Origin of the sequence: Enterobacter cloacae complex sp. P15RS, assembly GCF_014895905.1 — a bacterium.
GTDB classification, from domain to species: Bacteria; Pseudomonadota; Gammaproteobacteria; order Enterobacterales; family Enterobacteriaceae; genus Enterobacter; species Enterobacter quasihormaechei.
Window position 1 is genome coordinate 17,459 of sequence record NZ_JADBQL010000025.1, and the last position, 26,909, is coordinate 44,367.

At 54.3% G+C, this 26,909-nt stretch carries 25 protein-coding genes; 7 read left to right on the plus strand and 18 right to left on the minus strand.

What is annotated here, in order from left to right; all coding sequences use genetic code 11:
* Positions 1-17: 17 nt before the first annotated feature.
* The 15 genes from rnhB to rpsB form a co-directional block, all read right to left on the minus strand.
* Entirely contained in the window at positions 18-614 is a 597-nt protein-coding gene (rnhB, locus tag IM267_RS15515; RefSeq protein WP_193033769.1) for a ribonuclease HII, read from the minus strand.
* Complete coding sequence (gene lpxB, locus IM267_RS15520) at positions 611-1,759, minus strand: lipid-A-disaccharide synthase (protein ID WP_063867503.1); 1,149 nt, start codon at positions 1,757-1,759, stop codon at positions 611-613. Before lpxB ends, rnhB begins: the two co-directional genes overlap by 4 nt.
* Positions 1,759-2,547 carry an acyl-ACP--UDP-N-acetylglucosamine O-acyltransferase gene (gene lpxA / locus IM267_RS15525; RefSeq protein WP_102750363.1) on the minus strand — a complete coding sequence of 263 codons (789 nt, stop codon included), beginning with the start codon at positions 2,545-2,547 and terminating at the stop codon, positions 1,759-1,761. The genes lpxB and lpxA overlap by 1 nt, the downstream gene beginning before the upstream one ends.
* A gap of 3 nt (positions 2,548-2,550) precedes the next feature.
* Positions 2,551-3,006, minus strand: a complete 456-nt coding sequence (gene fabZ / locus IM267_RS15530; protein WP_003856165.1) for a 3-hydroxyacyl-ACP dehydratase FabZ — start codon at positions 3,004-3,006, stop codon at positions 2,551-2,553.
* 104 nt (positions 3,007-3,110) lie between these two features.
* Positions 3,111-4,136, minus strand: coding sequence for a UDP-3-O-(3-hydroxymyristoyl)glucosamine N-acyltransferase (gene lpxD / locus IM267_RS15535; protein ID WP_193033770.1), 1,026 nt, complete (start codon positions 4,134-4,136; stop codon positions 3,111-3,113).
* A 3-nt stretch (positions 4,137-4,139) separates the two neighbouring features.
* A complete protein-coding gene (gene skp / locus IM267_RS15540; RefSeq protein ID WP_006810039.1) occupies positions 4,140-4,634 on the minus strand; it encodes a molecular chaperone Skp in 495 nt (164 codons plus the stop codon).
* 123 nt (positions 4,635-4,757) lie between these two features.
* Entirely contained in the window at positions 4,758-7,175 is a 2,418-nt protein-coding gene (gene bamA, locus IM267_RS15545) for an outer membrane protein assembly factor BamA (protein WP_063450593.1), read from the minus strand.
* A gap of 31 nt (positions 7,176-7,206) precedes the next feature.
* Complete coding sequence (rseP, locus tag IM267_RS15550) at positions 7,207-8,559, minus strand: sigma E protease regulator RseP (RefSeq protein WP_063450594.1); 1,353 nt, start codon at positions 8,557-8,559, stop codon at positions 7,207-7,209.
* A gap of 11 nt (positions 8,560-8,570) precedes the next feature.
* A complete protein-coding gene (gene cdsA / locus IM267_RS15555; protein ID WP_193033771.1) occupies positions 8,571-9,428 on the minus strand; it encodes a phosphatidate cytidylyltransferase in 858 nt (285 codons plus the stop codon).
* 12 nt (positions 9,429-9,440) lie between these two features.
* The gene (gene ispU / locus IM267_RS15560) at positions 9,441-10,199 is read right to left on the minus strand and encodes a (2E,6E)-farnesyl-diphosphate-specific ditrans,polycis-undecaprenyl-diphosphate synthase (RefSeq protein ID WP_003856176.1); all 759 of its coding nucleotides are present in this window, start codon (positions 10,197-10,199) and stop codon (positions 9,441-9,443) included.
* Between the two features lie 185 nt (positions 10,200-10,384).
* Complete coding sequence (ispC, locus tag IM267_RS15565; RefSeq protein ID WP_063450596.1) at positions 10,385-11,584, minus strand: 1-deoxy-D-xylulose-5-phosphate reductoisomerase; 1,200 nt, start codon at positions 11,582-11,584, stop codon at positions 10,385-10,387.
* Between the two features lie 92 nt (positions 11,585-11,676).
* A complete protein-coding gene (frr, locus tag IM267_RS15570) occupies positions 11,677-12,234 on the minus strand; it encodes a ribosome recycling factor (RefSeq protein WP_003856180.1) in 558 nt (185 codons plus the stop codon).
* A 167-nt stretch (positions 12,235-12,401) separates the two neighbouring features.
* Positions 12,402-13,127 (minus strand): UMP kinase, encoded by a 726-nt coding sequence (pyrH, locus tag IM267_RS15575; protein WP_008501910.1) that lies wholly within the window; start codon positions 13,125-13,127, stop codon positions 12,402-12,404.
* A gap of 149 nt (positions 13,128-13,276) precedes the next feature.
* Complete coding sequence (gene tsf, locus IM267_RS15580) at positions 13,277-14,128, minus strand: translation elongation factor Ts (RefSeq protein WP_006810044.1); 852 nt, start codon at positions 14,126-14,128, stop codon at positions 13,277-13,279.
* 117 nt (positions 14,129-14,245) lie between these two features.
* On the minus strand, positions 14,246-14,971 hold the full coding sequence (gene rpsB, locus IM267_RS15585) for a 30S ribosomal protein S2 (RefSeq protein WP_003856207.1): 726 nt from the start codon (positions 14,969-14,971) through the stop codon (positions 14,246-14,248).
* 321 nt (positions 14,972-15,292) lie between these two features.
* Between rpsB and map the strand changes: the two genes are divergently transcribed.
* From map to IM267_RS15605, 4 genes are all read left to right on the plus strand, one after another.
* Positions 15,293-16,087 (plus strand): type I methionyl aminopeptidase, encoded by a 795-nt coding sequence (map, locus tag IM267_RS15590; RefSeq protein WP_022647104.1) that lies wholly within the window; start codon positions 15,293-15,295, stop codon positions 16,085-16,087.
* Between the two features lie 62 nt (positions 16,088-16,149).
* Entirely contained in the window at positions 16,150-18,825 is a 2,676-nt protein-coding gene (gene glnD, locus IM267_RS15595) for a bifunctional uridylyltransferase/uridylyl-removing protein GlnD (protein WP_063450597.1), read from the plus strand.
* 32 nt (positions 18,826-18,857) lie between these two features.
* On the plus strand, positions 18,858-19,682 hold the full coding sequence (dapD, locus tag IM267_RS15600; protein ID WP_003856214.1) for a 2,3,4,5-tetrahydropyridine-2,6-dicarboxylate N-succinyltransferase: 825 nt from the start codon (positions 18,858-18,860) through the stop codon (positions 19,680-19,682).
* 111 nt (positions 19,683-19,793) lie between these two features.
* A complete protein-coding gene (locus IM267_RS15605; protein WP_063867497.1) occupies positions 19,794-20,183 on the plus strand; it encodes a DUF3461 family protein in 390 nt (129 codons plus the stop codon).
* Between the two features lie 89 nt (positions 20,184-20,272).
* Here the strand turns inward: IM267_RS15605 and IM267_RS15610 are convergent, their stop codons facing one another.
* The 3 genes from IM267_RS15610 to dgt form a co-directional block, all read right to left on the minus strand.
* Entirely contained in the window at positions 20,273-21,430 is a 1,158-nt protein-coding gene (locus tag IM267_RS15610) for a CdaR family transcriptional regulator (RefSeq protein WP_003856217.1), read from the minus strand.
* Positions 21,431-21,576: 146 nt separating this feature from the next.
* Positions 21,577-23,013, minus strand: a complete 1,437-nt coding sequence (gene degP, locus IM267_RS15615; RefSeq protein ID WP_063867496.1) for a serine endoprotease DegP — start codon at positions 23,011-23,013, stop codon at positions 21,577-21,579.
* Positions 23,014-23,145: 132 nt separating this feature from the next.
* Positions 23,146-24,660, minus strand: coding sequence for a dGTPase (gene dgt, locus IM267_RS15620; protein WP_193033772.1), 1,515 nt, complete (start codon positions 24,658-24,660; stop codon positions 23,146-23,148).
* 82 nt (positions 24,661-24,742) lie between these two features.
* Here dgt and mtnN point away from each other — a divergent pair, with 82 nt between their 5' ends.
* Genes mtnN through IM267_RS15635 form a run of 3 tightly spaced genes read left to right on the plus strand, consistent with a single transcriptional unit; the run spans position 24,743 to position 26,890 of the window.
* Positions 24,743-25,441, plus strand: coding sequence for a 5'-methylthioadenosine/S-adenosylhomocysteine nucleosidase (gene mtnN, locus IM267_RS15625; RefSeq protein WP_063867494.1), 699 nt, complete (start codon positions 24,743-24,745; stop codon positions 25,439-25,441).
* A complete protein-coding gene (btuF, locus tag IM267_RS15630) occupies positions 25,434-26,243 on the plus strand; it encodes a vitamin B12 ABC transporter substrate-binding protein BtuF (RefSeq protein WP_193033773.1) in 810 nt (269 codons plus the stop codon). Before mtnN ends, btuF begins: the two co-directional genes overlap by 8 nt.
* A 23-nt stretch (positions 26,244-26,266) precedes the next feature.
* Positions 26,267-26,890 carry a TRIC cation channel family protein gene (locus IM267_RS15635; RefSeq protein ID WP_063450603.1) on the plus strand — a complete coding sequence of 208 codons (624 nt, stop codon included), beginning with the start codon at positions 26,267-26,269 and terminating at the stop codon, positions 26,888-26,890.
* Positions 26,891-26,909 lie beyond the last annotated feature (19 nt).

The following is a 26,909-nucleotide window of genomic DNA, read 5'->3' on the forward strand; positions in this document are numbered from 1 at the left end:
ATTGCTTGCGTCTTGATTCAGGACACCAGTCCCAGCGCGCGTTTCACCGGGCCAAAACTGCGCCGATGATGTTCAGTTGCGCCATGTTCAGCCAGCTTTTCCAGATGGAAAGCCGTTGGATATCCCTTATGCTGGGCGAAACCATACGCGGGATAGGTGAGGTCCAGCGCGGCCATTTCGGCGTCGCGCGTCACTTTGGCAATGATTGACGCCGCGCTGATTTCTGCGACGCGGCTATCGCCTTTAACAACAGCCATTGAAGGCATCGGCAGCGCCGGGCAACGGTTACCGTCAATCAGCACATACTCGGGCACAACCTTCAGGCCCGCAACGGCACGCTGCATCGCCAGCATGGTGGCATGCAGAATGTTCAGATCGTCGATCTCTTCCGGCTCTGCGCGCCCGAGACTCCAGGCCAGCGCCTTCTCTTTAATTTCATCGAACAGCGCCAGGCGACGCTTTTCGCTCAGTTTTTTCGAGTCGTTCAGGCCCACGATCGGGCGGGCGGGATCGAGGATCACCGCCGCGGTCACGACCGCACCCACTAACGGGCCACGGCCGACTTCATCCACACCGGCAACAAGGTGGGTATGGGGATAGATAAATTCCATCATTGTGCTAACTCCAGCACCGCATCGGCTGCCTGCTCATCAGCATTACAGCGGATCAGTTGATGCAGCTCACGGAACGTATCGTGCATCTGGTGGCTGGTTTTACCGTTGGCCAGCAGCGGCAGTAATGCATCAGCCAGCGCCTGCGGCTGGCATTCATCCTGCAACAGCTCTTTCACCAGCTCGCGACCCGCAAGCAGGTTTGGCAGAGATACGTAATCCGTTTTAACCAGACGTTTTGCCAGCCAGAAGGTAAACGGCTTCATGCGATAACCGACCACCATTGGGCATTTTGCCAGCATACACTCCAGCGCAGCCGTGCCGGAAGCCAGCAGTGCGGCATCGCTCGCAAACATGGCCTCACGCCCTTTCCCGTCCAGCAGGCGGACGTGAAGATCCGGAGCAACGTCGGCTTTGATACGCTCAAACTGCTCGCGGCGTTTGGCATTCACCAGCGGCACCACCACTTCAAGATCGGGGTAAGTCTTGCGAAGAATTTGCGCCGTTTTCAGGAAATCAGCGCTGAGCATTTCCACTTCCGCGCCCCGGCTTCCCGGCAGCAGCGCCAGACAGTGAACATCGTGCGGGATGCCCAGCTCGTCACGCGCGGCGTTTTTATCCGGATCCAGCGGCATGGCATCCGCCATGGTATGGCCGATAAAACGGCACGGGACGTTAAATCTGTCGTAAAACGCTTTTTCGAAAGGCAGAAAAGCCAACACCAGATTGGTGGACCGTCCGATTTTGAAAACGCGTTTCTGTCGCCACGCCCAGACGGACGGACTGACATAATGGATAGTTTTGATACCCTGCTTTTTCAGGTTCCCTTCAAGGGTAATATTGAAATCAGGCGCATCAATACCGACAAACACATCGGGTTTGAGGTCGGTAAAACGGCGGGTAAGATCGGCGCGGATATGCAGCAGACGACGCAGGCGACCCAGCACCTCGACGATGCCCATCACGGCCAGCTCTTCCATTTCGTACCAGGCTTCACAGCCCTCGGCCTGCATCAGCGGGCCAGCCACGCCAACAAAGCGGGCGTTGGGTACGCGGGCTTTCAGCGCGCGGATAAGACCTGCACCAAGAATATCGCCGGAGGTTTCTCCGGCGACCAGGGCGATGGTAAGCGGACGACTGTCGACCATTAACGAATCAGACCACGCGTGGAACGTTCAAAGAATTCCATGAACGCCTTCACTTCATCGTGCTTATTCGCCAGTTCGGCAATTTCCGGCTTCGCCTCTTCCAGCGTTTTACCGCTACGGTACAGCAATTTGTACGCGTTGCGGATCGCTGTAATCGCTTCGCGGCTGAAGCCACGACGCTTGAGGCCTTCGATGTTCACGCCAAACGGCGTGGCATGGTTGCCCTGCGCAATCACAAACGGTGGGACGTCCTGCGCCACACCGGAGCATCCGCCAACCATCACGTGCGCACCAATGATGCAGAACTGATGGACTGCGGTCATGCCGCCGATAATTGCGAAGTCATCAACCGATACGTGTCCCGCCAGCGTTGCGTTGTTGGCGAGAATACAGCGGTCACCCACGGTACAGTCATGTGCAATATGCGCATTAACCATAAACAGGTTGTCGCTGCCCACCTTCGTCAATCCACCGCCTTGCGTTGTACCACGATGAATGGTGACGCTTTCGCGAATGCGGTTACGATCGCCGATTTCCACACGGGTCGGTTCGCCAGCATACTTAAGATCCTGGTTAACTTCGCCGATGGAGGCGAACTGATAGATCTCATTATTGCAGCCAATGGTCGTATGACCATTCACCACAACGTGAGATTTCAGTACTGTACCCTCACCAATTTCGACTTGGGGTCCAACGATACAAAACGGGCCAATGTGGACGTTTGCGCCAATGATGGCACCCGTTTCCACAATGGCGGTAGGATGAATAAAGGCGGATTTATCAATCACGTATCAGGCCTCCCGGCTACGCGCACACATCATTGTCGCTTCGCAAACAACTTTGCCGTCAACCATAGCTACGCCTTTAAAGCGAGTCAGGCCGCGACGCGTTTTTTCAAAAGTGACTTCCATGATCATTTGATCACCAGGCACGACCGGACGCTTGAAGCGCGCTTCATCGATACCCGCGAAGTAATAGAGTTCACCCGGCTCCAGTTTACCTACGCTTTTAAACGCCAGAATACCAGTAGCCTGTGCCATTGCTTCCAGGATCAACACACCCGGGAAGATAGGCTTACCAGGGAAGTGCCCCTGGAAGAACGGCTCGTTAACGGAGACATTTTTCACTGCGCGCAGAAAACGACCTTCTTCAAAATCCAGCACACGGTCTACCAGCAAAAACGGGTAGCGGTGCGGCAGAAGTTCTAAAATCTCTTCAATATGCAGAGTATGAGTGTCAGTAGTCAAAATACTCTTCCTGTCAAATGTACTAAGTAGCAATAATAACACGGCCTGCCGGTTTATAAACAAAGCCGACAGGCCGGGAAATTTAGCGTTAAACGGATGAACGCTTAGTCTTGTTGATCGATTTTGCGCTCAATCGCTTTGAGTCGCTTGCTCATATCATCAATATTCATCACCAGAGCAGCTGTTTTACGCCAGACCTTGTTCGGTTGCAGCGGAATTCCCGAGGAGTAAACGCCGGGCTCAGTGATAGGACGCATCACCATGCCCATCCCCGTCACCGTGACTTTGTCGCATATTTCCATATGGCCATTGATCACGCTGGCACCGCCAATCATGCAGTAGCGGCCAATTTTCAGGCTGCCTGCCATGATAACACCACCCGCAACTGCGGTATTGTCGCCAATCACAACGTTATGTGCAATCTGGCACTGGTTATCAATGATAACACCGTTACCAATAATGGTGTCGTCAAGCGCACCACGGTCAATGGTTGTGCACGCGCCGATCTCAACGCGATCGCCAATAATCACGCGACCCAGCTGAGGGATCTTAACCCAGTTACCCCGATCGTTGGCGTAACCAAATCCGTCAGAACCAATCACCGTGCTGGACTGAACGAGACAATGCTCGCCAATCTCAACCTCATGGTAGACAGAAACATTGGCCCACAGACGAGTCCCTGCGCCAATTTTCGTATTTTTTCCAACAAAGCAGCCAGGGCCAATCACCACGTTATCGCCCAGCACAACGCCGGACTCGATAACGGCGTTTGCGCCGACTGCTACGTTGTTACCCAACTGCGCCGTCGGATCAATCGCAGCACTGGCTGCAATGTTCTGTGCCGGCTGCGGCGTGGTATCAAGAATTTGGGCCATACGTGCATACGTCAGGTAGGGGTTTTTCACTACCAGCGCAGCGCAAGCGGCAAACGGAAGATCGTCCTGCGTCAGAACAACGGCAGACGCCTGGCACTGGGCCAGGTGTTCACGGTACTTAGGGCTTACCATGAAGGTAATAGTGCCTGCTTTAGCTGATTGCATGGACGCAACAGCGGTGATGACGATATCGCCATCACCGTGTAATTCTGCATCCAACTGCTGAGCTAAATCAGCCAGTCGAATTAAAGGCATTACTTATTTAACCTGTTTCAGAACATCAGCGGTGATGTCTTTAACATCGCTGCTGTTGAATGCAACGGCGTTCGCATCAACAACCAGATCGATGCTCTGATCGGCTGCTACTGCTTTAACGGCAGACTGAATGCGAGTCACCAGCTTGCCACGCTCTTCGTTAGAACGACGCTGACGATCCTGCTCGAAAGCCTGCGCTTTCTGAGAGAAGGTCTGGCGCTGAGACATGACGTCTTTTTCCAGTTTGCTGCGCTCGCTCGCTTTCATGGTAGAACCATCACGCTGTAAACGCTGCATCTTGGACTGAAGATCACCTTCCATACGTTGCAGTTCGCTCGCACGGCCTTTGAATTCGTTTTCCAGAGTTGCAGAAACACCGGTTTTCTGCGCGACCTGCTGGAACAAATTACCCATGTTGACGATTGCAATTTTGTCCGCTGCCTGAGCAGAAGTTGCCATCGCTAAACCGAGACCTGCAGCTAATAACCACTTTTTCACAATTAACTCCTTACCATCCCATTGGCACCCGTGGGGTGCCGTTCTTTGCGTGGCAAGGCGACCGTTTTACCGATCGCCGGTTGTCAGCGCTACACTGCCAACGCATTCCATTGCAGCGGATTATTACCAGGTTTTACCAATGTTAAACTGGAACTGCTCCGCTTTGTCTCCATCGTATTTCTTGAACGGCTGGGCGTATGAGAAGACCAACGGCCCCAGCGGTGACATCCATTGTAATGCGATACCTGCGGACATGCGAATGTTGCCCGGATCGCTGTAGTCCGGAACGCCCGCTGCACGCATCTGGGCGGTGTTCTCCCAGTTGGTATCCCACACCGTACCTGCATCCATAAAGAAGGAGGTACGGACAGAGTTCGCGTACTTATCGCTGATAAACGGCGTCGGCGTGATGAACTCAAGGCTCGCCACGGCCATGGCGTTACCGCCTACCGCATCATCAGAGCTACAGACCTGTTTCGGATCGCGGCTTGCGCAGTTATCTTCGTCATTACCGCCGTAGTAAACCGCTTTCGGACCAATGTTATTGGACTGGAAGCCACGAACGGTGCTTGAACCACCGGCGTAGAAGTTCTCATAGAACGGCAGCTCTTTGCTTCCGATACCGTCACCATAGCCCCAGCGGGTACGACCCAGCACGACCCACTTGTGGTCGTCATCAATTGGGAAGTAGGACGCCGTATCCAGCGTGACCTTATAGAACTCGTTATCGGAGCCCGGGATCGTCACTTTACCGTTCAGGTTGACGCGTGAACCTTCCGTTGGGAAGAAGCCACGGTCAAGACGGTTGTAGGTCCAACCGTAGTTGAAGGTGAAGTCATCCGCGGCGAAACCGTTGTCATCGCTGGACGTACTCGCCGACTGGCCGATGGAATCCAGATAACGCCACATCGCCACCTGCGGTTGCATGTTGGACAGGTCGTTATGCACGTACCCTAAACCTGCACGCAGGGTGTTGTATTCGTTAACCGGGAAGCCGAGCGTACCATCCAGACCATAACTCTTGTTGGTATACGAGGAGAGGTCCGCGTCGTCCGCTTTAAAGTCGTTATAGAAGATACGACCGCCCAGGCTTACACCGTCAACGGTGAAGTAAGGGTTAGTCACGGAGAACTCAGAATAGGTCTGGTAGTCGTTTTTCGTCCCGTTGATCCCGACAGAGTAGCCTGTACCCAGCCAGTTATCCTGCTGAACGCCAACCTGGAAGCTCACGCCACTTTCAGTACCGTAACCAATACCAAAGTTGAAGCTACCGGTATTACGCTCTTTAACTTTATAGACAACATCAACCTGATCCGGACGACCCGGTACACGCTGCGTATCGGTATCAACCGTTTCGAAGTAGCCCAGACGGTTCAGACGCTCTTTACCCTGGTCTACCAGATCGCTTCCCAGCCATGCCCCTTCCATCTGGCGCATTTCACGGCGCAGAACGGAATCTTTAGAGGTGTCGTTACCTTCGAAGCGGATTTTGCGCACGTAGAAACGGTTGCCCGCATCAACGTTAACGTGAAGCTTAACGGTTTTATCCGTGTCGTTAATTTCCGGCTGCGTTTGCACGCGCGGATACGCATAACCATAACGGCCGAGCAGCTTCTTAATGCTGTCTTCCATTTTGGTCACTTTAGAACCGCTGTACAGATCGCCCGGCTGAATTTTGGTCAGAGATTCAATTTCAGCTGAATGCCCTGCCAGGTTGCCGCTGACTTCTACACCCGAAAGCGTGTACTTATCGCCTTCTGTGATGTTAACGGTAATGTAGATACCTTTCTTGTCCGGAGTCAGACTCACCTGAGTTGAATCGATGTTGAAACGGGCGTAACCGCGATCCAGGTAGTAGCTACGCAGGGTTTCAAGGTCACCCGCCAGCTTCTGTTTCTGGTATTTACGATCGCCCACCACGTTCCACCACGGCACTTCGTCACGCAGCTGGAAGTTGGAGATCAGTTCGTCGGTGCTGAACGCGTGGTTACCCACGATGTTGATCTGCTGGATCTTCGCAGAAACACCTTCCTGGAAGACCAGCTTCAGGTCAACACGGTTACGCGGCAGCGGAGTGACAACCGCTTTCACGCTCGCGCTGTACTTACCGACGCTGTAGTAGAAGTCTTCCAGACCTTTTTCAATGTCTGCAAGCGTTGTGCGGTCCAGAGATTCCCCCACACGAACACCCGATGCCTCAAGGTTCTGCTTGAGCATGTCATCTTTCACCGACTTGTTACCGGAGAAAGTGATGCTGGCAATAGTTGGACGTTCTTTTACCTGAACCACCAGCGTATCACCATCGCGCAGGACGCGGACGTCCTCAAAGTTGCCGGTGGCAAACAGAGCACGGATGGTGTTACTGATATCTTCATCATTAACCGTATCGCCGGGGCGCACAGGCATACTGAGGAGGGCCGCACCAACGGCGACACGCTGAAGGCCTTCGAAATGAATATCTTTCACTACGAACCCGTCAGCACCGTATACGGTCGCGCTGCTAAACAGCAGCGACGCTATGAGCAACTTTTTCATCGCCATCGTTATTATGCGTTCTTCCTAACTAACTCTCTTACAACCGAGAGAAATCATTGAAAAGTGCAAGCCCCATTAACAGCACCAGCAAAATCGAGCCAATGCGATAACTAAAGTCTTGAACTCGCTCGGATACCGGTCCGCCTTTTAGCTTTTCAATCGCTAAAAACAGCAGATGGCCCCCATCTAATACGGGAAGCGGGAACAGGTTGATTATCCCCAGGTTCACGCTAATCAGCGCAAGGAACATGAGATAGTAAATCACCCCGAACTCCGCTGACATCCCAGCCCCCTGAGCAATCGAAATTGGCCCACTGAGGTTGTTCAGTTTGACATCACCGGTTATCAATTTCCCCAACATGTTGACCGTTAGCTTCATCAGCTGCCATGTTTTATCCGTGGCCTCAACGATGGCGCTAAACGGCCCATACTGGCGTATTGTCTTGTACTCATCTGGCAGTGGGATCACTTTCGGCACAACGCCGGCAAACCCTTCCGCCTTACCGCCGCCCGATTTGGTATCCGGGGTGAGGGTCAGCGAGAGCGAACTCCCCTGCCTTTCCACTTCCAGCGCGAGCGGCGTGCCTGGATTATCGCGCACCAGAGTAACAAAGGTCATCCATTGTGTTAATGGTTGACCATCGACTTTAACGATCCTGTCACCCGCTTGTAAACCTGCTTTACTTGCCGCCGAATGAGACTGTACTTCGGCTAACACCGGCTCGATCTGCGCGCCGCGCGGGCGAATCCCCAGTGCGGCGACGGGATCTTCTTTATCAGGCTCGAAGCGCCAGTGGCGTAAATCCAGCACTTTTTCCTGCCGCTGGTCGGAACCAAAAGGCGATACGCTGACGGTTGTCTGCTCATCACCGATTTTGGCGACCAGTTGTAACCTCACGGCATCCCAATCAGGGGTTTCGATACCATCAATCGCTTTAAGTTCCATTCCCGGTGCAATTTGCGCCGTTGCCGCAATGGAACCCGTGGTGATTTCGCCCACAACCGGGCGCACGCCAGGCACGCCGATGATAAACACCAGCCAGTAGGCGAAGATAGCGAAGATGAAATTGGCTACCGGGCCGGCAGCGATGATGGCAGCACGTTGTCCAACCGTTTTGTTGTTAAACGCGCTATGTCGAAGTTCCGGGGCGACGGGCTCAACGCGTTCGTCGAGCATTTTGACGTAGCCGCCCAGAGGAATCAGAGCAATGACAAACTCGGTGCCATGCTTATCGGTGCGCTTCCAGAGCGATTTGCCAAAGCCAATCGAGAATCGCTCTACCCGCACACCACAGCGCCGGGCAACCCAGAAATGGCCAAATTCATGCACGGTAATCAGTACACCCAGTGCAACAATGAACGCCGCCAGATTCCAGAGAATGCTCAGCATAAAACCTTCCGTTATATCGTCCCAAACACCAGTAAAAGCAGGCAAGCAAACACTGGAACAGCCGCTGTCAGGCTGTCAATGCGATCCAGTATTCCGCCGTGTCCTGGAATCAGGTGACCACTGTCCTTAATCCCTGCTTCACGCTTAAACATACTCTCGGTTAAATCACCCAGTACCGATGCCAGCGCCGCGAAAATCGAACATATCAGCAGCGTTGAGGGGGCAACCTCAAGATTCGCCCAGACGCCATAGCCCCAGGAGATGATCGCCGCCGTAAACAGGCCGCCGATGAAGCCTTGCCAGGTTTTACCTGGGGAAACTTTTGGCGCCAGCTTATGTTTGCCAAACAGTTTACCAAACATATAGGCTCCGGAGTCAGCCCCCCAGACGAGAATCATGACATAAAGCAGCCATATCGCGCCGCTGTAGTGGTTTTCGTCATAGTGCCAGGCGCGCAGCGCAACCATTCCCCAGAAAAACGGAACGATGGTGAGCAGGCCAAAAATAAGGCGCAACACTTTAGATTTACGCCAGATTGCCGCAGAGCCCGGATAGAAAAGCACTAAAACAAGCGCAGCAATCCACCACGCCAGCGATATCCATAAGGATCCGGCCACCAGCGGCTGGTGAACGTCGTGATGGTATGCAGGTAAGGTATACAGCATCAGGGCCAGTAAAAAACCACAGAGTACCGCCAGCCATACCCGCTGAGTGCGCGAGGTAAAGCCGCTAAGCTGCCCCCATTCCCACGCGGCGAGCATACACACCACCAGCGTAACAATAGCGAATCCCACCGGAGGCAGTAAAAACAGCGCTGCGATAACGACGGGTATTAATACAAAAGCGGAAATCAGGCGATACTTCAGCAAAAGCTACCCCCATCAGGCGTTATCGCCACCAGGCTCGGTGCCGCCGAAACGACGCTCTCGATTGGCAAAGGCATGCAGCGCACCTTCAAAGTCTTGTTCATCAAAATCTGGCCAAAGAACATCCGTAAAGTAAAGTTCGGCGTAGGCAATTTGCCACAGCAAAAAGTTACTGATTCGATGTTCCCCCCCTGTCCTTATAACCAAATCCACGGGTGCCAGTTCATTCATGCAGATTTGCTGACTCAGCGCCTCTTCATCAATCTGGTCGGGTCTTAGCAGCCCTTCCTGAACTTGCTCAGCCAAATGCCGAACCCCCTGGATAATATCCCAGCGTCCGCCGTAATTCGCCGCGATATTGAGCGTCAGGCCGGTATTATTTTCCGTCAGCGCTTCTGCTTTGCGAATCCGTTCCTGTAGACGTGAGTTAAAACGACTGGTTTCGCCAATAATACGCAGGCGGACGTTGTGGCGGTGCAGGCTTTTTACTTCGCTATCGAGCGCCCACACAAACAGTTCCATCAACGCAGTCACTTCCTGCGCAGGTCGATTCCAGTTTTCACTACTAAAAGCATAGAGCGTTAACGCATCAATGCCGTTATTGGCGGCAAAAGAAACGGCGCGGCGAACAGATTTCGCCCCAGCTTTATGCCCAAAGGCTCGTATCTTCCCTTGTCTTTTCGCCCAGCGGCCATTGCCATCCATGATGATTGCAACATGGCGACAGCCATGTGCTGGCAAGTTTTCGCTTATTGGTTGATTCGCAGACAACATAACGCGTTTTTAGTCCCTGAAAGGATTTAACGGTACACAGGAATACTGAAGCCTATACATAAAAAAGCCGTGTCAAACCACGGCTTACCTGACCACTTAAAGCCAAATACCTGCGATCAGGTGGCGCAGACTATATCACTGAAGCCCAACGCTAACAAATAGCACGACGACTAGTGCTTGCTTTATCACCAGCTTGCGAGACGTGTCACCTGTTTACGCGCAACAATACGTGCCTGTGCATCCACGGCCAGCACCTCTTCCACACTTTGTGGCTCACGCAGATCCATCATCTCCAGCACGGTTAAATTCAACGCGGCGATATCAGTAAAGCGGATCTGCTGATTCAGAAAGGCTTCAACGGTCACTTCATTGGCTGCATTAAGCGCTGTTGTCGCCGCCTGCCCCTGATCGAACGCCGTCATCGCCAGCTTCAGGCACGGATATCGGTCGTAATCCGGCTCGCTAAACGTCAGTGAACTCAGCTTGCAAAAGTCGAGCGGCTTTACGCCGGATTTCACGCGGTTTGGCCACGCCATCGAATGAGCAATAGGCGTACGCATATCTGGTTCGCCCAACTGCGCCAGCACGCTGCCGTCCTGATAGCGCACCATTGAGTGAATCACTGACTGCGGGTGGATCAGCACTTCCATCTGTTTCGCCGACGCGTTAAACAGCCAGCGAGCTTCAATGTATTCCAGACCTTTATTCATCATGGTGGCCGAATCGACGGAGATCTTACGCCCCATCGACCAGTTCGGATGGCGACACGCCTGATCCGGCGTCATTGCGCGCAGTTCAGACAGTGGCGTTTCACGGAACGGGCCACCAGACCCGGTAAGCAGAATCGACACAACCCCATTCTGCTCGAGGTCAGCGTACCCCAGGTTCTGCTGAAAAGGTTGAGGCAAACTCTGAAAAATCGCGTTGTGCTCGCTATCGACCGGCAATAGACGCGCCCCACGCTGTTTTACCGCCTCCATAAACAGGCGGCCGCAGGTAACCAGTGACTCTTTGTTCGCGAGCAGGACATCTTTTCCCGCATCTATAGCGGCAAGCGTCGGCAGAAGACCCGCCGCCCCGACGATTGCCGCCATCACCTGATCAACCTCATCCAGCGCCGCCATATCGCAGGCCGCCTGTTGCCCGCTGAGCACCTCGGTACGGCTGCCCTTCTCCAGTAACAGCGCTTTCACCTGCCGTGCGCTCTCTTCATCATCCATCACCGCAAAACGGGGGGTAAACTCCAGACACTGCTCGACCATTCGCTGCACGTTTTTTCCGGCCACGAGAGCGGTCACGGTATAGCTGTCAGGGTTATGACGAACAACGTCGAGAGTGCTGCAACCGATAGAGCCAGTCGAGCCGAGGAGAGTGAGATGCTTCATGAGATGCCCAAAAGTTAGACCAGATAAAAGCAAAACGCCGCCAGCAAGACTCAATGTCCTTCTGAACGGCGTTTATCAGTGTACAGCGAAAATCAGAACTGCATCAGTTCCGCTTCTTTTTCTGCCAGCGCCGCATCAATTTTCTTGATCGCCGCGTCGGTCATTTTCTGAATGTCGTCCTGTGAACGACGATCGTCGTCTTCGCTGATCTCTTTTTCTTTCAGCAGCGCTTTCACTTTATCGTTCGCATCGCGACGCACGTTACGTACGGAAACGCGACCCTGCTCAGCTTCACCACGCACGACTTTGATCAGGTCTTTACGACGCTCTTCCGTCAGCGGAGGCAGTGGAACGCGAATGTCCGCGCCCGCTGAGCTTGGGTTCAGACCCAGGTCAGATGCCATAATGGCTTTTTCAACGGCCGGGCTCATAGAGCGATCGAACACGTTGATTTTCAGGGTACGGGTATCTTCTACCGTCACGCTCGCCAGCTGACGCAGTGGCGTTGGCGTACCGTAGTATTCTACGATGATGCCATCCAGCAGGCTTGGGGAAGCACGGCCAGTACGGATTTTGCTGATTTGGTTTTTGAACGCTTCTACGCATTTGTCCATGCGTACTTCAGCATCTTTTCTGATGTCGTTAATCACGTTACGAATCCTTGAAAACTTGTCTCAGGCAGACTATCCGCCAGCACAGCGCTACAGGTGTGCTAAGTATAGTCGCGTTTAAATCATGACAGCGCCAAAGGCGCGTCCAGGTAAGATACCACTACAAAGTAAAGCGGAATCTTACCTGTATTTATCGTCGACGGAAATTATTCCGTGATCAAAGTGCCTTCTTTTTCGCCCATAACAACGCGACGCAGCGCGCCAGGCTTGTTCATGTTGAAGACACGAATCGGCAGTTTGTGGTCACGAGCCAGCGTAAAGGCGGCAAGATCCATCACTTTCAGCTCTTTATCCAGCACTTCGCTGTAGCTCAGCTGATCGTACATGGTCGCAGACGGATCTTTTGCCGGATCGGCAGTAAACACGCCATCCACTTTGGTCGCTTTCAGCACCACATCGGCTTCGATTTCGATACCGCGCAGGCAGGCAGCGGAATCGGTGGTAAAGAACGGGTTACCCGTACCGGCGGAGAGGATCACCACGCGGTTGTTGCGCAGCAGGCTGATGGCCTCTGCCCAGCTGTAGTTATCGCATACGCCATTCAAAGGAATCGCGGACATCAGGCGAGCGTTCACATAGGCGCGATGAAGCGCATCACGCATCGCCAGGCCATTCATCACGGTTGCCAGCATACCCATGTGGTCGCCCACAACGCGGTTCATCCCCGCTTTCGCCAGACCAGCACCACGGAAAAGGTTGCCACCGCCAATGACCACGCCAACCTGAATACCCAGTTCGACCAGTTCTTTGATTTCCTGTGCCATGCGATCAAGGATGCTTGCGTCAATACCGAAGCCTTCCGATCCTTGCAGCGCTTCGCCACTCAGCTTAAGCAGAATGCGTTTGTACACGGGTTTTGCATTGGTAGCCATGTTTCTTTCCTGAGACTGTCAACGATTAAGATGGGGTTAATTCTGGCGACATGATATGTCGCATATCAGCACAGCGATACTGGAGCCTGTCTGATTTCGTGAGACGGGTGACAAAAAGAAGCCGCCCTCAGGCGGCTCCTTTTGCATCATTAAGACTGCTTGGACATTGCAGCAACTTCTGCTGCGAAGTCAGTCTCAACTTTCTCGATGCCTTCGCCCACTTCGAAGCGGATGAAGCCAGTCACGTCAGCGTTGTGCTCTTTCAGCAGCTGAGCAACAGACTTGCTTGGATCCATTACGAAAGGCTGGCCAGTCAGAGAAACTTCGCCGGTGAATTTCTTCATGCGGCCTTCAACCATTTTCTCTGCGATTTCTTTTGGCTTACCGGACTGCATCGCGATGTCCAGCTGAACCTGGTACTCTTTCTCTACTACTTCAGCAGACACGTCTTCTGGCTTAACGAATTCTGGCTTGCTTGCAGCGATGTGCATTGCCAGCTGTTTAACCAGCTCTTCGTCAGCACCTTTAGCCGCAACCAGAACACCGATACGCGCGCCGTGCTGGTAAGAGCCCAGAACGTCACCTTCCAGGGAAGCAACGCGACGGATGTTGATGTTCTCACCGATCTTAGCAACCAGCGCAACACGCTCTTCTTCGAACTGTGCTTTCAGTACTTCAACGTCAGTGATTTTGCCTGCAACCGCTGCGTCCAGAACTTTGTTAGCAAATGCCTGGAAACCAGCATCTTTAGCAACGAAGTCAGTCTGGCAGTTAACTTCCAGAATGATGCCGTAGGTGCCGTCGATTTTGGTGATGATCACGCCGTCAGCAGCCACGTTGCCTGCTTTCTTAGCTGCTTTGATCGCACCGGATTTACGCATGTTTTCGATTGCCAGCTCGATGTCGCCGTTCGCTTCGGTCAGCGCTTTTTTGCAATCCATCATGCCTGCGCCAGTACGCTCACGCAGCTCTTTTACCAGGGATGCGGTAATTTCAGCCATTCTTAAATCCTCGGGAGATGTGAACTGCCCGGCCGGGAGCCAAACAGTATAAATTGAAAAAAGGGGCCGATAATGGGCCCCTATTCATACACGGTACTAATAAGGGGTAAAACCTTATTATTCAGCTTCTACGAAGCTTTCTTCCGCCTGAGAAGCCAGATCCTGGGAACGGCCTTCACGAACGGTAGCAGCTACAGCGCTCAGGTACAGGCTAACAGCACGGATTGCGTCGTCGTTACCCGGGATAACGAAGTCAACACCGTCCGGATCGGAGTTGGTATCAACGATAGCGAATACCGGGATACCCAGGTTGTTAGCTTCTTTGATTGCGATGTGCTCGTGGTCTGCATCGATTACGAACAGCGCGTCTGGCAGGCCGCCCATATCTTTGATACCGCCCAGGCTGTTTTCCAGCTTGTCCAGCTCACGAGTGCGCATCAGCGCTTCTTTCTTAGTCAGCTTATCGAAAGTACCGTCCTGAGACTGGGTTTCCAGATCTTTCAGGCGCTTGATGGACTGACGAACAGTTTTCCAGTTGGTCAGCATGCCGCCCAACCAGCGATGGTTCACGAAGAACTGGTCGCAGCTGTTAGCAGCATCTTTCACAGCTTCGCTTGCAGCGCGCTTGGTACCAACGAACAGAATCTTACCTTTACGGGAAGAGATCTTGTTCAGCTCAGCCAGGGCTTCGTTGAACATTGGTACAGTTTTCTCAAGGTTGATGATGTGAACTTTGTTACGCGCGCCGAAGATGAAAGGCTTCATTTTCGGGTTCCAGTAACGGGTCTGGTGACCGAAGTGAACACCAGCCTTGAGCATGTCGCGCATGGAAACAGTTGCCATGTTTAAAACCTCTATATTAAAAGTTGGGGTTATGCCTCCACGTATCCCATATTACCGACCCCGAAGGGCACCCCGGAATATGTGCCGATACGTGTGTGTTGTTACACAAAGTGAGATTTGTCGCTCCCGTCCAGCCTGTATATCTGAGATGGATCGGAAGTCCGGCGCGCTTTATACCATAAAACACGGTCGGAAACCAATAGTTGTTGGCTGAGTGTGCTGTTAATGATTCTCAATTTGGCACGGGGTGCGCCTGACTGATACCATTGACAACACTTACACTAGTATTGTCGAAAAAATCGACACCGATGGACAGATTACATGGCTATCTCTATTAAGACACCTGAAGAAATTGAAAAGATGCGCGTCGCCGGTCGTCTGGCCGCGGACGTGCTGGAAATGATCGAACCGTTTGTGAAACCGGGCGTCAGCACTGGCGAACTGGATCGCATCTGTAACGACTATATCGTCAACGAGCAGCACGCGGTCTCCGCCTGCCTGGGCTATCACGGTTTCCCGAAATCCGTCTGCATCTCTATCAATGAAGTGGTTTGCCACGGCATTCCGGATGACGAGAAATTGCTGAAAGATGGCGACATCGTCAACATCGACGTGACCGTCATTAAAGACGACTACCACGGTGACACCTCTAAGATGTTCATCGTTGGCAAGCCAACCATTCTGGGCGAGCGCCTGTGCAAGGTCACCCAGGACAGCCTCTACCTGGCGCTGAAGATGGTGAAGCCGGGCATCCGCCTGCGCACTATCGGCGCGGCAATTCAGAAGTTCGTGGAAGCGGAAGGTTTCTCCGTGGTGCGCGAATACTGCGGTCACGGCATTGGCCGCGTGTTCCACGAAGAGCCGCAGGTACTGCATTACGATGCTGACGACGGCGGCGTGGTCCTGCAAAAAGGCATGACCTTCACCATTGAGCCAATGGTCAACGCGGGCGATTACCGCATCCGCACCATGAAAGATGGCTGGACGGTAAAAACCAAGGACAGAAGCTTGTCGGCCCAGTACGAGCATACTATTGTGGTAACAGACAACGGCTGCGAAATTATGACGTTGCGCAAGGATGACACCATCCCGGCGATACTGACGAACATTGAGTGATAAGAAGCCGGCGAATGCCGGCTTTTTTAATGGCGATAGCTTTTTCTTATGGGTGGCGCACGATGAGTAATCTTTTACCCGAACAGTATGCTAACACGGCTCTTCCCACCCTCCCCGACCAGCCTGACAACCCGGGCGTCTGGCCGGCGCATGAGCTGACCTGCGCGCATATCAAAGCCCATATGGCGGTTTTCCATCGCTGGCTGGGTAGCGCGTTTGACGCAGGCGTGTCAGCCGAGCAGCTCATTGAAGCGCGTACCGAGTTTATCGACCAGCTCCTGCAACGTCTGTGGATCGACTACGGTTTCGGGCAGGTGAGCGACGTCGCGCTGGTTGCGGTCGGCGGTTATGGCCGGGGTGAACTGCATCCGCTCTCTGATATCGACCTGCTGATCTTAAGCCGTAAAAAATTGCCGGACGATCGGGCGCAAAAAATCGGTGAACTGCTGACCCTGCTCTGGGACGTAAAGCTGGAGGTGGGCCACAGCGTGCGCACGCTGGAAGAGTGTCTGCTGGAGGGGTTATCTGACCTGACCGTCGCCACCAACCTGATTGAAACTCGCCTGCTGATTGGCGACGTGGCGCTGTTCCTCGAGCTGCAAAAGCACATATTTAGTGACGGCTTCTGGCCCTCGGAAAAATTCTTCGCCGCAAAAGTCGAAGAACAAAACCAGCGCCACCAGCGCTATCACGGCACCAGCTATAATCTTGAACCGGATATCAAAAGCAGCCCCGGTGGCCTGCGCGATATCCACACGCTGCAATGGGTCGCCCGTCGTCATTTTGGGGCAACGTCGCTGGACGAAATGGTCGGTTTCGGTTTTCTGACCGAAGCCGAACGTAACGAACTCAATGAGTGTCTGCACCTGCTCTGGCGCATCCGTTTTGCCCTGCATCTGGAAGTCACCCGCTATGATAACCGCCTGCTGTTTGACCGCCAGCTCAGCGTGGCGCAGCGTCTGAACTACCAGGGCGAAGGCAACGAGCCGGTTGAGCAGATGATGAAGGATTTCTTCCGCGTCACCCGCCGCGTCTCTGAACTGAACCAGATGCTGTTGCAGCTGTTCGATGAGGCGATCCTCGCGCTGACGGCGGATGAAAAACCGCGTCCGATTGATGACGAGTTTCAGCTGCGCGGCACGCTGATCGATCTGCGCGACGAAACGCTGTTCATCCGCGAACCGGAAGCGATCCTGCGAATGTTTTACACCATGGTGCGCAACAGCACGATTACCGGGATCTACTCCACCACCCTGCGCCACCTGCGCCATGCACGGCGTCATCTGAAGCAACCGCTGTGCTACATCCCGGAGGCGCGCTCGCTGTTCCTGAGCATGCTTCGTCATCCGGGCGCCGTCAGCCGCGGTCTGCTGCCCATGCACCGCCACAGCGTGCTGTGGGCCTATATGCCGCAGTGGTCGCATATTGTCGGGCAGATGCAGTTTGACCTGTTTCACGCCTATACGGTAGATGAGCACACGATCCGCGTCATGCTGAAGCTGGAAAGTTTCGCTAAAGAAGAAACGCGCTCCCGCCATCCGCTGTGCGTTGATTTGTGGCCACGTCTGGCGCACCCGGAGCTGATCCTTATTGCCGCCCTGTTCCACGACATCGCCAAGGGCCGCGGCGGGGACCACTCTGTACTCGGTGCCCAGGACGTGCTGAAATTTGCCGAGCTGCACGGCCTGAACTCGCGCGAAACGCAGCTGGTGGCCTGGCTGGTCCGCCATCATCTGCTGATGTCGGTTACCGCTCAGCGTCGTGACATTCAGGATCCGGAAGTGATCAAGCAGTTCGCCGAAGAGGTACAAACGGAAAACCGCCTGCGCTATCTGGTCTGCCTGACGGTGGCCGATATCTGCGCCACCAACGAAACCCTGTGGAACAGCTGGAAGCAAAGCCTGCTGCGCGAGCTGTACTTCGCCACCGAAAAACAGCTGCGTCGCGGGATGCAGAACACCCCGGACATGCGTGAGCGGGTGCGTCACCACCAGTTGCAGGCGCTGGCCCTGCTGCGCATGGATAACATCAACGAAGAGGCGCTGCATCAGATTTGGGCGCGCTGTCGCGCCAACTACTTTGTGCGCCACAGCCCAAACCAGCTTGCCTGGCACGCCCGGCATCTGCTGAAGCATGACCTGACGAAACCGATGATCCTGCTCAGCCCGCAGGCCACGCGCGGCGGGACGGAGATCTTTATCTGGAGCCCGGACCGGCCCTATTTATTTGCTGCGGTCTGTGCAGAGCTGGACAGGCGTAACCTGAGCGTTCACGACGCGCAGATTTTTACCACCCGCGACGGCATGGCCATGGACACCTTTATTGTGCTGGAGCCGGACGGCAGCCCGCTCTCAGCCGATCGTCATGAAGGAATACGCTTTGGTCTGGAACAGGCGATTACCCAGCGCAGCTGGCAGCCGCCGCAGCCGCGCCGTCAGCCGGCGAAACTGCGCCACTTTACCGTCGATACCGAGGTGAATTTCCTGCCGACCCATACCGATCGTAAATCGTTCCTGGAGCTGATCGCGCTCGACCAGCCAGGGCTGCTCGCCCGCGTCGGCCAGGTTTTTGCCGATCTGGGAATTTCGCTTCACGGCGCCCGAATTACAACCATTGGCGAGCGAGTAGAAGATTTATTTATAATCGCCACCGCCGACCGGCGTGCCCTTAATAATGACCTGCAACTTGAAGTGCAACAACGGTTGACAGCAGCCCTCAATCCAAACGATAAAGGGTGACGTGTTTTTTAGTGAAATGGAAAGAGTAAACAATGCAGCAGTTACAGAACGTTATTGAGTCCGCTTTTGAGCGTCGCGCCGACATCACTCCGGCAAATGTGGATACCGTGACCCGTGAAGCGGTTAACCAGGTTATTTCCCTGCTGGATTCCGGCGCACTGCGCGTGGCAGAAAAAATCGACGGTCAGTGGGTCACTCATCAATGGCTGAAGAAAGCTGTGCTGCTCTCTTTCCGTATCAACGATAACCAGGTTATCGACGGAGCAGAAAGCCGCTACTTCGATAAAGTGCCAATGAAATTTGCGGACTACGACGAAGCACGCTTCCAGAAAGAGGGCTTCCGCGTGGTGCCACCGGCGGCGGTTCGTCAGGGTGCCTTCATCGCACGCAATACCGTGCTGATGCCATCCTACGTGAACATCGGCGCCTACGTTGACGAAGGTACCATGGTAGACACCTGGGCCACCGTCGGTTCCTGCGCGCAGATCGGTAAAAACGTTCACCTGTCCGGCGGCGTGGGCATCGGTGGCGTTCTGGAGCCACTTCAGGCTAACCCAACCATCATCGAAGACAACTGCTTCATCGGCGCGCGTTCCGAAGTGGTTGAAGGCGTGATCGTCGAAGAAGGTTCAGTGATCTCCATGGGCGTCTACATCGGTCAGAGCACCCGTATTTACGATCGCGAAACCGGTGAAATCCATTACGGCCGCGTACCAGCCGGTTCCGTTGTGGTCTCCGGCAACCTGCCGTCTAAAGATGGTAAATACAGCCTGTACTGCGCGGTTATCGTGAAAAAAGTGGACGCGAAAACCCGCGGTAAGGTTGGTATCAACGAACTGCTGCGCACCATCGATTAATCAGGTATAACAAAAAGCGGGGGCAACCCCGCTTTTTTTATATCTGAAGGTGGCGGAAATAGATTTTTTCGTTAATTATTCATAGGTTATGTTGAGATCAAGGGTACCGCTATGTACGATAATCTGAAAAGTCTGGGCATTACCAATCCTGATGAAATTGATCGTTATAGTCTCCGCCAGGAAGCGAATAACGATATTTTGAAAATCTATTTTCACAAGGACAAAGGAGAGTTTTTCGCCAAAAGCGTGAAGTTTAAATACCCACGCCAGCGTAAGACCGTTGTCGCTGACGGTATCGGTCAGGGATATAAAGAAGTACAGGAAATCAGCCCTAACCTGCGCTATGTGATCGACGAACTCGATCAGATCTGCCAGCGCGATCGCAGCGAAATCGATTTAAAACGTAAGATCCTTGACGATCTTCGTCACCTTGAAAGCGTCGTCACCAATAAGATCAGCGAGATTGAAGCAGATCTTGAGAAATTGACGCGTAACAAATGAGCCGTTTTATTGCCCGGTGGCGCTTCGCTTACCGGGCCTACGAACGCATGTAGGCCGGGTAAGGCGAAGCCGCCACCCGGCAAACAGCATCATCTCTGCTCATCCAGCTGCAACGCCACATACAGCAGCAGCCGGTCGTCGAAATTCCCTAAATCCAGCCCCGTCAGCTCCGAGATGCGGTTTAGCCGATACTCAAGCGTATTACGATGAATAAACAACGCTTTTGACGTTGCCAGCGGCTGCACGTTATGCCGGAACCACGCCTGCAACGTGCGGCGCAGCAGACCGTTGTTGTCCATTGCTTTCAGACGCACCAGCGGACGCGCCAGCTCGTTGGCCTGCCAGCCACCGCGCAGGCTGTCGAGCAGGACCGGCAGCATCAAGTCCTGATAGAAATAACTGCGGCTCTCCGGCATGCGCTGTTTACCTACCATCATGGTGGTGCGCGCGGTTCGCCATGAACGGGCGATACTCCCCGGACCGGTAAAGTAATTCCCCAGAGCGACGCGAAAACGGAGCTGACCGTTCTCCTTCATGCGCTCGATGAGCAGCTCCACGCGACGACGATGATCTTCCGCGTCCCAGCGACCAAACTGGTTAAGCGCAGGCTTAAGCACCACCATTTCCGTCAAAGAGACAATCGCCACCAGGTTGTTACGCTCCGGCGTCGCCAGCATGTTTTGCAGCTGCTGGAGCTCTACCATGGCGCTGTCTACGCCAAGCTGACCGCTATCTACCTCAATAACGGCAACCACGCGGGGCTGGTTCAGGTCAATACCCAGACGCTGCGCCCACTCGCTCAGGGCAGGCGTATGCTCCTCCGCCTGGATCAAATTCATCACCAGCTCTTCACGCAGGCGGCTGTCCTGGGCAAGCAGGTGCATCAGGCGCGACTGCTCCAGCATCATCTCCGCCGTCATGCAGACCAGCTCGCCGTATTTACGCAGCGATTCAGGATCGCCGGTCAGTCCGATAACGCCAACAATTTCCCCTTCCAGACGCAGCGGCAGGTTGATCCCCTGACGTACCCCGTGCAGATGTTTCGCCACGGCGTCGTCAATGTCGACCACGCGCCCCTGAGAGAGCACCAGCAACGCGCCTTCGTGCAATTCACCAATACGCTCACGATCGCCGCTGCCGATAATGCGCCCGCGGGCATCCATTACGTTGATATTGGTATCGATGATGCGCATGGTTCGCGCCACGATATCCTGCGCCATTTTGGTATCCAGATGCCAGCCAGCCATATAACCCTCCCGTGAGCAGAGCTCAAGCATAGGGAAGTTCAGCTAAGGCTGCATTGTGCAGATGCCCAAAGGCAGAGAGAGATGTATGGAGTTGTGGGAAAGGTCACAGAAACGAGAAAGCCCCTGCGAACAGGGGCTTAAGAAGATTACTGCATCAGGAGATAAATAGAGGTATCACCACGCTGAATATTCAGCGCCAGCACGGAAGGCTTGCTGTCGAGGATTTTGCGCAGTTCAGCAATGTTTTTCACCGGCTGCTGGTTAGCGCCCATGATCACATCACCTTTTTTCAGGCCGATACGGGCAGCAGGTGAGTTCGCTTTCACGTTGTTCACCACCACGCCTTTATCTGCCCCTTTGTTGCTCATCTCGGCACCTTCAATACCGCTGAAGATGGTGCTGGAATCCACCTGATTCTGGCTGCTCTGCTGAAGTTCCAGGCTCACGTTGACCGGCTTACCTTCACGCAGCAGGCCGAGGGTCACTTTACTGCCGATTGGCATAGAACCGACTTCGGCACGCAGGGCGGCAAAGCTGCTGATCGGCTTACCGTTCAGAGAGGTGATCACGTCACCCGCTTTGATACCGGCCTTCGCCGCCGAGGAGTTCGGCATGACCTGGCTTACGAACGCGCCGCGCTGAGCATCCACCTTCATCGCCTTCGCCAGCTCTGAGTTCAATTCGGTACCCATGATACCCAGCTCACCGCGTTTCACCTGCCCATACTGCACCATCTGCGCAGTGAGGTTTTTCACCATGTTACTCGGAATAGCGAAGCCGATACCGATGTTGCCACCGTCCGGTGCGAGGATAGCGGTGTTGATACCGATCAGCTCGCCGTTCAGGTTCACCAGCGCACCGCCGGAGTTACCGCGGTTGATGGCCGCATCCGTCTGGATGAAGTTTTCATAGTTTTCTGCGTTCAGGCCACTGCGTCCCAGCGCAGAGACGATACCCGAGGTCACGGTTTCGCCCAGACCGAACGGGTTACCGATGGCGACGGTGTAGTCACCGACGCGCAGCGCGTCGGAATCGGCAAGCTTAATCGCCGTCAGGTTCTTCGGATCCTGAATTTGAATCAGCGCAATGTCGGAGCGCGGGTCTTTACCGACCACTTTGGCATCGAATTTACGGCCATCGCTCATCTGCACTTTAATAACGTTCGCATTATCTACCACGTGGTTATTGGTCACCACGTAGCCTTTGGCTGCATCAATGATCACGCCCGAGCCAAGTGCCATGAATTTCTGCTGCTGGCCGCCGCCCATGCCGTCATCCCCTGCACCGCCGCCCTGACAGAACGGGGAGCTCTGGAATGGCGAACCGTCCTGGCAGAATGGCGAATTGTCGCCGAAGAACTGCTGGAAATTACGCGGCATACGCGGCGTATTGACGGTTGTGCTGCCCTCAACGTTAATACTCACCACCGATGGCATCACTTTTTCGAGCATCGGGGCCAGGCTTGGCATCTGCTGCGCAGTCGCTGCCGAGGAAGCTGTCTCGGCTGCCGTCGCTGCCAGAGGAGACAGCGCTAAACCTAAACTCAGAGCCAGTGCACTCATTGCTAATGTGGTTTTTTTCATGTTTCTCAATCTCGATTTACCAGATAACGCAAAATTGCTGTGTAACTCAGATTCGTTTTATACCGCTTAGTTCCGGGATTAAGTTTATGGAAAAAGTAAAAATTTATTGGTCGTCTTTACAAAACTCATGGCTTATTCAACGGCCATCAGCTTGCGGTATTCATCCCAGGCATACAAATCGGTCATCCCGCTGATATAGTCCTGGATAAGCCGGCAGCGATAATAATATTCCATAACCGGCCATTGTGAAGAATGGCGATCTATTTTACTGACGGCTTCAATGTATGCCAGCCTGTGACGGGTTGAAAGTTTCTGATAGAGGCGAGATTCAATTGGCAGACGGCGAACACGCTCATTTTCTACCAGCTCGCTGAACTCATCGACCGTCAGCTGGAGCAGTGGGCCATAGATCTCCAGCAACCCACTGATAACCCGGTATCCTTGCAGCTCGAGCTGTTCGACATCCGGGTGGCTGAAAACATGGCGAACCGCCACGTTTTTATATAATTCAAGAAGCTGACTAAAACTGCTCTCATCTTCCAGCAGAGCGTGATTAAATTCCCCACTATATATCATTGGCAAATTATCAATAAAACGGGCGGCCGCATACGGCACCAGTTTATTCAGCGTATTGACCCGCAAATACATAAAGAACTGATCTTCGGTGCTGCGGCTCAGGGTATTTGAACGCGATTTCTCCCACGCATTTTCGACGACCTGCGCAAACAGAGACCCTTTTTCATGCTCCCCCCAGGCATCATGAAGATGCTGATACAGCTCTTCGACGCTGAATATTCTTTTTTCAACCGCATCTTCCAGGTCGGCCACGCAATAGGAAATATCGTCGGCGGCTTCCATAATCCACGTCAATGGAAAACGGCCATTCGGCGTCAGCGAAAGTTCTTTACGCAGCCGTTCAACGTACGCTTCTTCCGACAGGTAATAGCCCGGTTTTTTCATCAGGTAGCTATGGGTGGCGGGCGTTTCCCCCATCCACCACGCGGGACGCGTGTATTTAAGAATGCAGCCCACCTGCGCCCAGGTCAGATTCATGCGCATCAGGGAGTGCACCAGGCGAATACCCTGCGCGTTACCTTCAAAATGACACAGATCCTGACGCACCTTGCGGCGCAGGTCGTTCAGGCTCTCTTCGCCCTCGCGCAGGCATAAATCGCGGACCACGCAGCGGTCATCGCTAAGCGGCTGGCTTATGGCGTCAGAGGGAAAAAGCCGCTGTTTAAACCAGTCATTTATAGCGGCCTCGCCGAAATGACCAAAGGGCGGATTGCCGATATCGTGCATCAGGCAGGCCATCTCAACGATGCTTTCGAACGGCCCGGTCAGTTCATCCAGCCCGTAGGTTTCCAGCAGACGTTGCTCTTTGAGACGGCTGAGGATCTCTTTTGCAATGTAGCGCCCCACCTGCTGCACTTCCATGGAGTGCGTTAACCGCGTACGCACCGCAGCGTTACGCTCCAGCGGGAAGACCTGGGTTTTTTGCTGTAACCGGCGGATAGCAGGCGAGTTGATGATGCGTCCGCGATCGCTTTCGAAAATACGCAGGATCTCATGTTCGCTCTTATCGCCCTGTGGCGAACGGAAACGTCGGTGCCAGTTAATTTTGGTGCGAAAATCGATTGGTGCCATGTGCTCCCCCGCGTGAGAATGCGTTTCCCCTTAACCGCATGATAGACTATGCATCTTAACAAGGCACATCGCGAGTAAATCTATGAAAATCGGCATTATTGGTGCAATGGAAGAAGAAGTTACGCTGCTGCGTGACAAAATTGAGAACCGTCAGACCCTCTCCCTCGGTGGCTGTGAGATCTACACCGGCCAGCTGAACGGCGTTGACGTGGCTCTGCTGAAATCAGGCATCGGTAAAGTTGCAGCGGCCCTGGGCGCGACCCTGCTGCTTGAGCGCTGCAAGCCTGACGTTATCATTAACACAGGCTCTGCGGGCGGTCTGGCGCCGACGCTGAAAGTGGGTGATATCGTGGTTTCCGACGAAGCGCGTTACCACGATGCAGACGTCACCGCATTTGGCTACGAATATGGCCAGCTTCCGGGCTGCCCGGCCGGGTTTAAGGCGGATGATAAGCTGATTACCGCCGCTGAAAGCTGTATCAACGAGCTGAACCTCAACGCGGTACGTGGCCTGATCGTCAGCGGCGATGCCTTTATCAACGGCTCTGTCGGTCTGGCGAAAATCCGTCATAACTTCCCGCAGGCTGTCGCCGTTGAGATGGAAGCCACGGCCATCGCGCACGTGTGCCATAACTTCAGCGTGCCGTTCGTGGTCGTTCGCGCGATCTCTGACGTGGCGGACCAGCAGTCCCACATCAGCTTCGACGAATTCCTGGCCGTTGCGGCAAAACAGTCCACCGTGATGGTGGAAACCCTGGTGCAGAAACTGGCGCGTGGGTAAGGTGTCCTTCAGGGCGCTGGTCGCCCTGCTTCTGCTCGCCCCGGCCTGGCTCACCGCCGCGCCGCGGGTGATTACCCTCTCCCCTGCCAATACGGAACTGGCGTTTGCCGCGGGGATCACGCCCGTTGCGGTGAGCAGCTTTTCCGATTACCCCCCGCAGGCCGCCCATATCGAACAGGTTGCCACCTGGCAGGGAATGAATCTGGAACGCATTGTGGCGCTCAAGCCCGATCTCGTCCTCGCCTGGCGCGGCGGTAATGCCGAACGACAGGTGAACCAGCTCTCATCGCTGGGAATAACCGTGAAATGGGTGGATGCGGTGAGCATCGAACAGGTGGCGCAAGCCCTGCGTGACCTCGCGCCCTTCAGCCCGACCCCACAACGCGCCGGGCAGGCAGCACAGCAGATGCTCAACGATTTTGCCGCGCTAAAAGCCCGGTACGGCACGCAGCCGAAACAACGCGTTTTTCTGCAATTTGGCAACCAGCCGCTGTTCACTACCGGAAAAGGTTCGATCCAGAATCAGGTGCTTGAGACCTGTGGAGGTGAAAATATCTTTGCCGAAAGCCGGGTGCCGTGGCCGCAGGTCAGCCGTGAGCAGGTCCTGGCGCGGCAGCCACAGGCTATCGTGGTGGTCGGAAATGCGAGCGACATTCCCAAAATTAAACAATTCTGGCATCACCAGCTTAAAATTCCGGTGATCGCCCTCAACAGCGACTGGTTTGAACGCGCCAGCCCGCGTATTATCCTCGCCGCAAAACAACTCTGCGCCGAACTGGCAGAGCGTCACTCAAACAGATAAATACCCTATTCGAGGATTTAACGATGCTCGTGTATTGGCTGGATATTCTTGGCACAGCCGTTTTTGCTATCTCCGGCGTTCTGCTTGCCGGAAAACTGCGCATGGATCCCTTTGGCGTGCTGGTGCTCGGCGTCGTTACGGCGGTAGGCGGCGGAACGATCCGCGATATGGCGCTGGCAAACGGCCCGGTATTCTGGGTAAAAGATCCGACGGACCTGGTGGTGGCAATGGTCACCTGCCTGCTGACCATCGTGCTGGTGCGTCAGCCGCGCAGGCTCCCCAAATGGGTGCTGCCGGTGCTGGACGCCGTCGGCCTGGCCGTCTTTGTGGGCATAGGCGTCAACAAAGCCTTTATTGCCGGGACAGGGCCGCTGGTGGCGATCTGCATGGGCGTACTGACCGGCGTGGGCGGGGGGATTATTCGCGACATTCTGGCGCGAGAAGTCCCGATGATACTGCGAACGGAGATCTACGCGACGGCCTGTATCATTGGGGGAATCGTTCACGCCACGGCGTATTACACCTTCGCTGTCCCGCTGGAAAACGCGGCGATGCTGGGGATGGTGGTCACACTGGCGATCCGTTTAGCGGCGATACGCTGGCACCTGAAGCTGCCGACGTTTGCGCTGGATGAAAATTCAAGGTAGGGGTTGTTGATAAGCCCGG

Bases quoted from the DNA above. Each gene is read 5' to 3' on its own strand.
- IM267_RS15610 (WP_003856217.1), bottom strand. From the start codon at position 21,430: ATGGCTGGCTGGCATCTGGATACCAAAATGGCGCAGGATATCGTGGCG.
- pyrH (WP_008501910.1), bottom strand. From the start codon at position 13,127: ATGGCTACCAATGCAAAACCCGTGTACAAACGCATTCTGCTTAAGCTG.
- ispU (WP_003856176.1), bottom strand. From the start codon at position 10,199: ATGTTGTCTGCGAATCAACCAATAAGCGAAAACTTGCCAGCACATGGC.
- IM267_RS15605 (WP_063867497.1), top strand. From the start codon at position 19,794: ATGTACGATAATCTGAAAAGTCTGGGCATTACCAATCCTGATGAAATT.
- rpsB (WP_003856207.1), bottom strand. From the start codon at position 14,971: ATGGCAACTGTTTCCATGCGCGACATGCTCAAGGCTGGTGTTCACTTC.
- mtnN (WP_063867494.1), top strand. From the start codon at position 24,743: ATGAAAATCGGCATTATTGGTGCAATGGAAGAAGAAGTTACGCTGCTG.
- lpxB (WP_063867503.1), bottom strand. From the start codon at position 1,759: ATGGTCGACAGTCGTCCGCTTACCATCGCCCTGGTCGCCGGAGAAACC.
- tsf (WP_006810044.1), bottom strand. From the start codon at position 14,128: ATGGCTGAAATTACCGCATCCCTGGTAAAAGAGCTGCGTGAGCGTACT.
- IM267_RS15635 (WP_063450603.1), top strand. From the start codon at position 26,267: ATGCTCGTGTATTGGCTGGATATTCTTGGCACAGCCGTTTTTGCTATC.
- rseP (WP_063450594.1), bottom strand. From the start codon at position 8,559: ATGCTGAGCATTCTCTGGAATCTGGCGGCGTTCATTGTTGCACTGGGT.
- dgt (WP_193033772.1), bottom strand. From the start codon at position 24,660: ATGGCACCAATCGATTTTCGCACCAAAATTAACTGGCACCGACGTTTC.
- map (WP_022647104.1), top strand. From the start codon at position 15,293: ATGGCTATCTCTATTAAGACACCTGAAGAAATTGAAAAGATGCGCGTC.
- bamA (WP_063450593.1), bottom strand. From the start codon at position 7,175: ATGGCGATGAAAAAGTTGCTCATAGCGTCGCTGCTGTTTAGCAGCGCG.
- degP (WP_063867496.1), bottom strand. From the start codon at position 23,013: ATGAAAAAAACCACATTAGCAATGAGTGCACTGGCTCTGAGTTTAGGT.
- lpxD (WP_193033770.1), bottom strand. From the start codon at position 4,136: ATGCCTTTAATTCGACTGGCTGATTTAGCTCAGCAGTTGGATGCAGAA.
- rnhB (WP_193033769.1), bottom strand. From the start codon at position 614: ATGATGGAATTTATCTATCCCCATACCCACCTTGTTGCCGGTGTGGAT.
- ispC (WP_063450596.1), bottom strand. From the start codon at position 11,584: ATGAAGCATCTCACTCTCCTCGGCTCGACTGGCTCTATCGGTTGCAGC.
- glnD (WP_063450597.1), top strand. From the start codon at position 16,150: ATGAGTAATCTTTTACCCGAACAGTATGCTAACACGGCTCTTCCCACC.
- dapD (WP_003856214.1), top strand. From the start codon at position 18,858: ATGCAGCAGTTACAGAACGTTATTGAGTCCGCTTTTGAGCGTCGCGCC.